The sequence below is a fragment of the Pseudoalteromonas sp. 2CM39R genome (assembly GCF_023161845.1).
Map to the genome: position 1 here is coordinate 712,094 of NZ_JALNTM010000002.1, position 8,501 is coordinate 720,594.

An 8,501-nucleotide genomic window follows, 5' to 3' on the forward strand; every position below is an offset into this window, starting at 1 on the left:
AGCGCTGTACGTGATCCTGAGTAAACCGGTGACGAAGATTTACTCTACGGGTTAGTCATGGCAACACTATAAAGGAAATCATAACGCTGCCAATCAAATTTAACTTATGATACCCTCCTCGCCCGTTTCGGGCTAGTTATTCAGGGCAATGTAGATGATAAACGATGAAAATTTGTGCATTAAATTAGATTTAAGCGGTGATTGCATCGCGCTATTTAGTCATTTTGCTCATTTGCCCCATGCCGTGCTGCTCGATTCAGCCAATAGCGAGCATGTAAATAGCCGCTTCGATATCATTGCTATTGCCCCATTAAAGCAATTAGAAGTGCGCGAAAATACATGCTTTATCGACGGCAAAGCACAATCAAGTGATTGTTTTAGCTTGATGAAAAAAGGCCTTCAGGACTTTAATCATACAGCTAACCCTAATAACCTACCCTTTACAGGTGGATGGCTTGGCTATTTTGGTTATGACCTAGGTCGTGTGATTGAAAGCATGCCAAGTACTGCCGAAAACGACATTAACATGCCACAAATGGCTGTAGGTCTTTATCCAGATGCGCTTATTTATGACAAGCAACAACAAAACTGGTTTTACGTCTGTCAGCCAAATCATAATCGCTTAGCGGTATACCAACAGCACCTAAACGAAACACCAGCAAGTGCAGAGTTCGCGCTACAAAGCGACTGGCAATCAAACATGAGTAAAGCCAGCTACAGCGAAAAGTTCGAGAAAATTCAAGCTTATTTAAAAAGTGGTGACTGCTACCAGATCAACCTTGCACAGCGTTTTAAAGCTGAGTTTTCTGGTTCAACATGGCAAGCGTATAAACAACTTCGAGAAGCCAATAAAGCACCATTTTCAAGCTATATAAATCACCCTGATGGCGCGATTTTATCTATTTCACCAGAGCGTTTTATTTCGATTAATCAGGGCCAAATAGAAACCAAGCCAATTAAAGGGACGCTCCCTCGTTTGGCTGACTCTGAACAAGACCAAGTGCAAGCAACTCGCTTACAACAATCAGAAAAAGACCGCGCAGAAAATGTCATGATTGTTGATCTGCTGCGCAACGATTTAGGCAAAGTGGCTCGCCCAGGTAGTGTCACCGTACCTTCGTTATTTGCCATTGAAAGCTTTCCAGCTGTACATCATCTAGTAAGTACTGTGCGCGCAGAGTTAGCAGATGGCAAAGATGCCGTTGACCAAATTCATGCCGCTTTCCCGGGTGGTTCAATTACCGGAGCGCCGAAAATTCGCGCTATGGAAATCATAGAAGAGCTCGAGCCGCATCGCCGTAGTGTGTACTGCGGCTCAATTGGCTATTTAAGTGCCTGTGGCAACATGGATACCAGTATCACAATTCGTACTTTAGTGTGCCACAAAGGTGCAATCTATTGCTGGGCTGGCGGTGGTATTGTGGCTGATTCTAAGGTCGACTTGGAGTACCAGGAAACTTACGATAAAGTAAATAAAATACTGCCTTTATTAAAGTAAAAGTTGAAGTAACTACCTTGAATAGTCAGCAAATAATTGCCCGTTTTAGTTTAAGTCAAACCACAGAGCGCCCAGCTACCATTCGCTTTAATGCCGAAAAGCGAGCCAGTGCTGTAATATTACCTCTGCTTGATGTTAACGACGAAGCGCATTTATTGCTGTGCAAGCGACCTAGTTATTTACTTCATCACCCGGGGGAGATTTGCCTACCGGGTGGTAAGCATGAAGAGCAAGATGACACTTTGCTGCACACCGCTCTTCGAGAGCTCAATGAAGAGCTTAACATTGCGACACACCAAGTGACTGTCCACGGTAAATTACATCAGTACGCAACTCTAACCGGTTTCACTATTGAGCCTTTTGTGTGTGTGCTTAGTGAAGGCACAACATGGCAAGCAGATCCCAACGAAGTTGCTGCCAGCTTTTTAATGCCCTTATCTTACTTAAGTAATCAACAAAATTGGCAACCCCTTCCCTTTGTGCGAAATGGTAAAACCATTACTTTGCAAGGCTTGATGACCCCGCACGGTCTGCTTTGGGGAGCAACAGCGAGCATAATTAATAACTTCATCAAACAGCTCGCCCTACCAGTTTAATTATCCTGCTTTTAGGGTTACACAGGCACGTTTAAACGTTATCATGTGGCACCGTTCAAAGGCAGGTAGTATGCCGTTAATAGAAAAATGAGTAGCAAATTATGATCAGTGCATTCGATATGTTTAGTATTGGTATTGGCCCATCGTCATCTCACACTGTTGGCCCAATGCGCGCTTCGCGTTTATTTGTAAACGAACTAGAAGAAAAAAACTTACTTGCAAACGTCACCGATATTAAAGTTGAGCTGTTTGGCTCACTCGGTCAAACAGGTATTGGCCACGGCTCTGGTAAAGCTGTGATCTTAGGCCTTGCCGGTTATGATCCAGAAACCATTGATGCTGATTTAGTCGACGATATCCTCGCAAAAATCGAAAAAGAGCAGGTTATCTATTTAAACCAAAGCCATAAAGCCAATTTCCCTAAGCAAGGTGCGATTGTATTTCATCGTCGTAAAACACTACCAAAACACTCGAATGCAATGGAGATCATTGCTAGCCAAAATGGCGAAAAGTTATTCAGTAAAGTGTATTACTCAATCGGTGGCGGCTTTATCGTAAGTGATGATGAATTCGAGAACGAAAAACAAAAAGCACTCGAAATCCGCGAAGAAAACCCAGCACCTTATCCGTTTAACACGGCAAAAGAGCTATTAGATTTATGCCGTGATTCAGGGTTCAGTGTATCAACGCTTATGATGCACAATGAAAAAACCCTGCGCAGCGAAAAAGACATCAAAGATGAGCTGTTTAATATTTGGCAAGTAATGAAGGCCTGTATTGAACGTGGTATGCGTACAGAAGGTATCTTACCAGGTGGTTTAAAAGTAAAGCGTCGCGCTCCTAGTTTACACCTTAAGTTAAATATTGAGGTAAACAACGACCCATTACGTGCTATGGATTGGGTTGATTTATTTGCCCTTGCAGTAAACGAAGAGAACGCTGCCGGCGGGCGTGTTGTTACTGCACCAACCAATGGTGCTGCAGGTATTTTGCCCGCGGTATTAATGTATTATCACACTTTCATTAAAGAAGTAGACCGTGATATCGCAACACGTTATTTATTAACGGCGGCAGCTATTGGTATTTTATATAAAAAGAATGCGTCAATTTCGGGTGCTGAAGTAGGTTGTCAAGGTGAAGTGGGCGTTGCTTGCTCAATGGCAGCGGCTGCACTAACTGAAATCATGGGTGGTAATGTTGTACAGGTTGAAAACGCCGCTGAAATCGGCATGGAGCACAACCTAGGCCTAACCTGTGACCCTGTTGGCGGCCTTGTACAAGTACCGTGTATTGAACGTAATGCGATGGGCTCAATTAAAGCAATCAATGCGTCACGCCTTGCAATGCGTGGTTCTGGCGAGCAAAAAGTGACCCTTGATAAGGTCATTAAAACCATGCTCGACACAGGTAATGATATGAAAACAAAATACAAAGAAACCGCTCGCGGTGGCTTAGCGGTTAATATCATCGAGTGTTAATTTACAGCACCTTTTCAGCATAATAAAAAGCCGCTTTAAAGCGGCTTTTTCATCTCTATTTTACTGGTAACTCAATGTTTTCGAAGAGCTTATCAACATCTTCTTGATTACGTAATAAGCTTGCTCGCTCAACCAGCTCTTTCGTTAAATGCGGTGCGAAACGCTCAATAAAATCATACATGTAGCTGCGTAAGAAGCTGCCTTTTCTAAAACCTATTTTGGTGGTGCTCGCTTCAAATAAGTGGCTTGCATCAATACACACTAAATCAGTATCTGTTATTTGATCAATCGCCATAGAGGCAACAACACCTACACCTAACCCTAAACGAACATAGGTTTTAATTACATCAGCATCTGTTGCAGTAAAGACAATATGCGGCTCAAGTCCATGTGCATTGAAAGCTTTATCTAACTCAGAACGACCAGTAAAACCAAACACATAAGTAATAAGTGGATATTTAGCCACATCGGCAACTGTTAAGTTATCAGCCTTTTGCGCAAGTGGGTGTGTTTTTGCCACAACAATACTGCGATTCCAGTGATAGCAAGGCAACATAACTAAATCAGAATATAAATGCAGTGCCTCAGTCGCAATGGCAAAGTCAGCATCACCGCGTGCTGCCGCATCAGAAATTTGCTGTGGCGTCCCCTGATGCATGTGCAAAGACACTGCCGGGTACTTTTTCATAAAGCCTTGAATAACATTCGGTAATGCGTAACGCGCCTGAGTATGAGTGGTGGCAATGTTTAGTTTACCTTGATCAGGCAAGGTATGTTCATTGGCAACCGCTTTAATACCTTCAACTTTCGACAGTATTTCTCGTGAAATATTAATAATTTCGTTACCGGCACTAGTTACATGGGTAAGGTGTTTGCCACTACGGCCAAAGATCTGTACACCCAGTTCGTCTTCAAGCATACGAACTTGTTTCGAGATCCCCGGTTGCGAGGTAAATAAACTTTCGGCTGTCGCAGAGACATTCAGTTTATGATTTTGGACTTCGACTATATATCTGAGTTGTTGTAGTTTCATGGCTGCATTGTAAACGTTGTTATTGTTTATTTATAAAGGCTGCAAAGCGCAATGCCAAGCGATATTTCATCGCGCTATACATTTATATCGATTGTTTCTAAGGCTAACACATTAAATTACTGCTCGGTAGCCGTGTTTACTCGCAAAATATTCAATAAAGGTGCTAGTTTAGCGCTATACTCATTATAAAGTAGTAATCGTAATAAGTTTATTCGAGATAACTACCGCAAAACTGTTCAGATCTAATATTTTTAAGGTAAGATAAAAAAATTAGATAGTTAAAACTGAGATTTAGTAATGATTGTTTCTATCATCATCATGCTCATTGTTGCATTAATCGTGATCGCTTTATGGGTCAGCGCTGTGCAACAACATAAAGAAAAACAAGAAGCAGAGCGCCGTAAAGAGCTTACAAAACAGAAAAAAATCATTGAAGAAGCAGAAGATGTACTGCTTAACAGTGCCAATATCCCCATGTCTGAAAATATTCTGCGTATTATTCAGCGCCGTATTTATGATGCACTTGTTTCAATGGTTGAGCTTTCTCCAAGTTCAAAAGAATTAAAAAACAGACTAAAAGAATCTAAAGAGCGTTTAGCCTCTCCTATCGAAGCGAATAATAGCGATGCATTAGCACTACCAGATAACGACAAACAATTAATAGCCCTTATTCAAGGTATAAAAAAATTACGATCTGTACTTCGCTCAGAGCATGGTAAAGGCAAGGTAGATAGCCAAGTATTTGTAGCTGAAGATAAACGCCTTGAAAAATTACAACTTAGAATCAACGTAGAAAGCCAAATTAAGCGCGGGATTTCAGCTCGCTCAGCGAATATGGTGGGCTCTGCCAGACAGTATTTTGAAAAAGCACTAGCAACTCTCAGTTCAGTTAGCTATAGCGATGATTATGTAAACTCGAAAAGGCAAGAAGTTGAGGGTTATTTAGAAACAATTAGCTCTGAGCTGAAAGCATCAAATGCAACGTCACTAAAGAAGAAAGCAGAACAAGAGCAGGACGATTTAGACGTATTATTCGCACCAAAGAAAAAGTGGTAACCCACTTTTTCTTTGCTTTGTGCAAATTAAGATAAAAACGCAAACTTAACAATAAACAGCGCTGTTAATACCCATACACTAATACTGATTTCATCTTTTTTACCACATACCAACTTCACTGCAGTATACGAAATAAAACCAAGTGCAATACCGTGCGCAATCGAGAAAGTTAACGGCGTCATTAATAATACTACGCTCACTGGAATGGCATCTGTCATATCATCCCAATTTACCAGCTTTAAGTTTTGCATCATTAACACAGCAACATACAAAATCGCACCAGCCGTTGCATAAGCTGGGATCATGCCAGCAAGTGGCGCAAAGAACATCATTAACAAGAAACAAATGCCTACAACCACAGCTGTTAGACCTGTACGGCCGCCCACAGACACACCTGCAACTGATTCAATGTAAGACGTTGTTGTTGACGTACCAAGCATTGAGCCTGCAATAGTAGCTGTACTGTCGGCACTTAGTGCGCGACCTAAACGAGGCATTTTGCCTTGTTCATCAGCAATACCTGCTTTTTGCGTTACAGCAACTAAAGTGCCTGAAGTATCAAACAAATCAACAAATAAGAACGCAAAAACCACTGTTAGCATTGAAATTTCGAACGCTGCTGCAAAATCCAATTGCATAAAGGTTGGTGCAATTGAAGGCGGCATTGAAATAATTCCTTGATACTCCACAAGGTCTAAACCAAGCGCGATTGCTGTAACTAATAAAATACTGATAAGTACGCCGCTTTTCATATCGCGGTATAACAGTGCTGCAATAACAAAGAAGCTAAAAATCGCAAGTAGTGGACCTGGGGCTGTAATATCGCCTAACTGCACTAAGGTTGCAGGGCTTGCTACGATAATACCGGCGTTTTTCAATGCAATAAGGGCTAAGAAAGCACCGATACCTGTGGCAATGGCACGCTTTAATACCAGAGGAATGGCATCAATGATCCACTCACGCACCTTAAATAAGCTTAAGAACAAGAAGATACAGCCAGACATAAAAACTGCACCTAATGCAGCTTGCCAAGTGTAGCCCATGCCCAAAACAACACCATAAGTGAAGAAGGCGTTTAAGCCCATACCCGGAGCCAGTGCTAATGGGTAGTTTGCCCATAAACCCATAATAAAACAGCCAATTGCAGCAGCAATACAGGTTGCTACAAATGCCGCACCTTGATCCATTCCCGCTTCTGCAAGCATTGCAGGGTTAACAAATACAATGTAAACCATGGTAATGAATGTTGTGATGCCAGCAATAGTCTCGCGGCGCACAGAGGTGTTGTTTTCAGTGATTTTGAAAAGTCTTTCGAACATGTTGAACTTTAAGTTGAGATTAATTGGCTAATTTTATCATATTTTATCTCAATAAGAGGACATTTTACCTTGCAATGTTCTAAACTAATAAGGTCTTTTATTTCAAGAAAATAACTAAACTATGTCTGATAATTCGCCAGTAGGCTTAGATTTAGAGCAACAGCTTGATAATGTACTTGCCTTTATTACCCAACCCGATAAAGGGTCGGCGCCAAATAAAAGTACTCAATCTGTTGAAAACGTACTAAACAAAGCTTTGTATTATTTAAAAAATGAACAGCCTCCCCTTGCTGCCAAATGGATGCGTTTAGCAGCTATGGCGGGCAACCATAGAGCGCAATTTTATATGGGGCTGTTTTTCATCAAAGGGCAAGGTGTACCGCACAGTGTTTTTCATGGCGCGGTGTGGCTAAGTCTGGCAAGTAGCCAAGGTTATGAACCTGCAACGGCTGCACTTGATGATCTTAGAAAACACATCAGTACGCGCAGATTACATGATGCGCAAAGCTATGCAGCTACCCTATATGAACAAATCCACCAGCAGCAATTTGCACATTTAATTCCTCGTGATCCTGACGCCAGCTAACACGCGTCAGGTTCTACAACTCATTAATGCTGTCTTGTCAGTTTACTCTCAAATGTGATGAGACCTGCACCAACTACAAGCAATAAGATACCTATAAACTCAAGCCAGACATGGCCTTTATGGGGCTTGATAATAGGTGTTTTTGAAGTAAGGCTATATAAACGCCTGCCTTGCTCGCCAGATTCTACAAACGAAATACCTTTATAGTCCGCTGAGATAATAAACTTAAAATCATGCCTGCTGATCATTTCTCGACGTTTTGCATCTATTTTCTCGCGGCTTTGTTCTACGAGTAGCGTACGCCAATCATGAAAAATGCCATCTGGTTCACTATCTTTCACTACACCATATGATTTGTACTCATAGAACTTTGTATTGAATAGCTTTTCTTGATGCCCTAAATAAAACATGGCACAGCCTAGCGCACTTAACAGTATGGCAATATAGACGAGTGAACGCTGTTTAATGAATTGCTTATTACTTTGTTGCTTATACCAAGCTTCAATGTCAGGCACATTAATCAATCTCGCTTTATCTACAGAATGTTTTAATGGCTCCATAAACTCGCAAATTGTTAGATTGAGCGCCGTTAATATTGAACGAAATGTGTCATTCGAAGGCACTGATTTATCGTTCTCAAGTTTTGAAAGGTAACTTTGTTCTATTCCAACTTGCTCTGCAAATTCTGGTTGGCTTAGTTTTAGCTCACTGCGATAGTGTTTTAGCTGTGTTCCGAATGTACTCATAACGCATTTCCTTTTTGTTGTGGAGCCGCCATTCTTTGCTATTCATGCAGATATAAAAAGCTGAATAAATAGGAATAATGAAGAATATTAGCAAGATAGGATGAAAGATACGAGATACGAGATACGAGATACGAGATACGAGATACGAGATACGAGATACGAGATACGAGATACGAGATACGAGATACG

Annotated in this window: 8 protein-coding genes; 5 read left to right on the top strand and 3 right to left on the bottom strand. The window is 41.4% G+C overall.

The genetic code is table 11. From position 1 onward, the window contains the following. Positions 1–154 precede the first annotated feature (154 nt). From pabB to MTF66_RS07305, 3 genes are all read left to right on the top strand, one after another. Positions 155–1,498 (top strand): aminodeoxychorismate synthase component I, encoded by a 1,344-nt coding sequence (gene pabB / locus MTF66_RS07295; protein ID WP_248526910.1) that lies wholly within the window; start codon positions 155–157, stop codon positions 1,496–1,498. Between the two features lie 17 nt (positions 1,499–1,515). Beyond that, on the top strand, positions 1,516–2,094 hold the full coding sequence (locus tag MTF66_RS07300; protein ID WP_248526911.1) for a CoA pyrophosphatase: 579 nt from the start codon (positions 1,516–1,518) through the stop codon (positions 2,092–2,094). A 101-nt stretch (positions 2,095–2,195) separates the two neighbouring features. Then, complete coding sequence (locus MTF66_RS07305; protein WP_248526912.1) at positions 2,196–3,572, top strand: L-serine ammonia-lyase; 1,377 nt, start codon at positions 2,196–2,198, stop codon at positions 3,570–3,572. Between the two features lie 55 nt (positions 3,573–3,627). Here MTF66_RS07305 and cysB read toward each other — a convergent pair whose 3' ends face one another. Beyond that, positions 3,628–4,605 (bottom strand): HTH-type transcriptional regulator CysB, encoded by a 978-nt coding sequence (gene cysB, locus MTF66_RS07310; RefSeq protein ID WP_054551618.1) that lies wholly within the window; start codon positions 4,603–4,605, stop codon positions 3,628–3,630. A gap of 297 nt (positions 4,606–4,902) precedes the next feature. On the opposite strand from cysB, the gene MTF66_RS07315 reads away from it, so the two are divergent. Continuing rightward, positions 4,903–5,661 carry a hypothetical protein gene (locus tag MTF66_RS07315; RefSeq protein WP_248526913.1) on the top strand — a complete coding sequence of 253 codons (759 nt, stop codon included), beginning with the start codon at positions 4,903–4,905 and terminating at the stop codon, positions 5,659–5,661. A gap of 26 nt (positions 5,662–5,687) precedes the next feature. On the opposite strand, the gene MTF66_RS07320 is transcribed toward MTF66_RS07315, so the two are convergent. Next, positions 5,688–6,980 carry an NCS2 family permease gene (locus MTF66_RS07320; RefSeq protein WP_054551620.1) on the bottom strand — a complete coding sequence of 431 codons (1,293 nt, stop codon included), beginning with the start codon at positions 6,978–6,980 and terminating at the stop codon, positions 5,688–5,690. A 121-nt stretch (positions 6,981–7,101) separates the two neighbouring features. Between MTF66_RS07320 and MTF66_RS07325 the strand changes: the two genes are divergently transcribed. Further along, positions 7,102–7,566, top strand: coding sequence for a sel1 repeat family protein (locus MTF66_RS07325; RefSeq protein ID WP_054551621.1), 465 nt, complete (start codon positions 7,102–7,104; stop codon positions 7,564–7,566). A 23-nt stretch (positions 7,567–7,589) separates the two neighbouring features. Here MTF66_RS07325 and MTF66_RS07330 read toward each other — a convergent pair whose 3' ends face one another. Beyond that, entirely contained in the window at positions 7,590–8,312 is a 723-nt protein-coding gene (locus MTF66_RS07330) for a helix-turn-helix domain-containing protein (RefSeq protein WP_248526914.1), read from the bottom strand. Positions 8,313–8,501: the final 189 nt, after the last annotated feature.

Bases quoted from the DNA above. Each gene is read 5' to 3' on its own strand.
- MTF66_RS07325 (WP_054551621.1), top strand. From the start codon at position 7,102: ATGTCTGATAATTCGCCAGTAGGCTTAGATTTAGAGCAACAGCTTGAT.
- MTF66_RS07330 (WP_248526914.1), bottom strand. From the start codon at position 8,312: ATGAGTACATTCGGAACACAGCTAAAACACTATCGCAGTGAGCTAAAA.
- MTF66_RS07305 (WP_248526912.1), top strand. From the start codon at position 2,196: ATGATCAGTGCATTCGATATGTTTAGTATTGGTATTGGCCCATCGTCA.
- MTF66_RS07320 (WP_054551620.1), bottom strand. From the start codon at position 6,980: ATGTTCGAAAGACTTTTCAAAATCACTGAAAACAACACCTCTGTGCGC.
- cysB (WP_054551618.1), bottom strand. From the start codon at position 4,605: ATGAAACTACAACAACTCAGATATATAGTCGAAGTCCAAAATCATAAA.
- pabB (WP_248526910.1), top strand. From the start codon at position 155: ATGATAAACGATGAAAATTTGTGCATTAAATTAGATTTAAGCGGTGAT.
- MTF66_RS07315 (WP_248526913.1), top strand. From the start codon at position 4,903: ATGATTGTTTCTATCATCATCATGCTCATTGTTGCATTAATCGTGATC.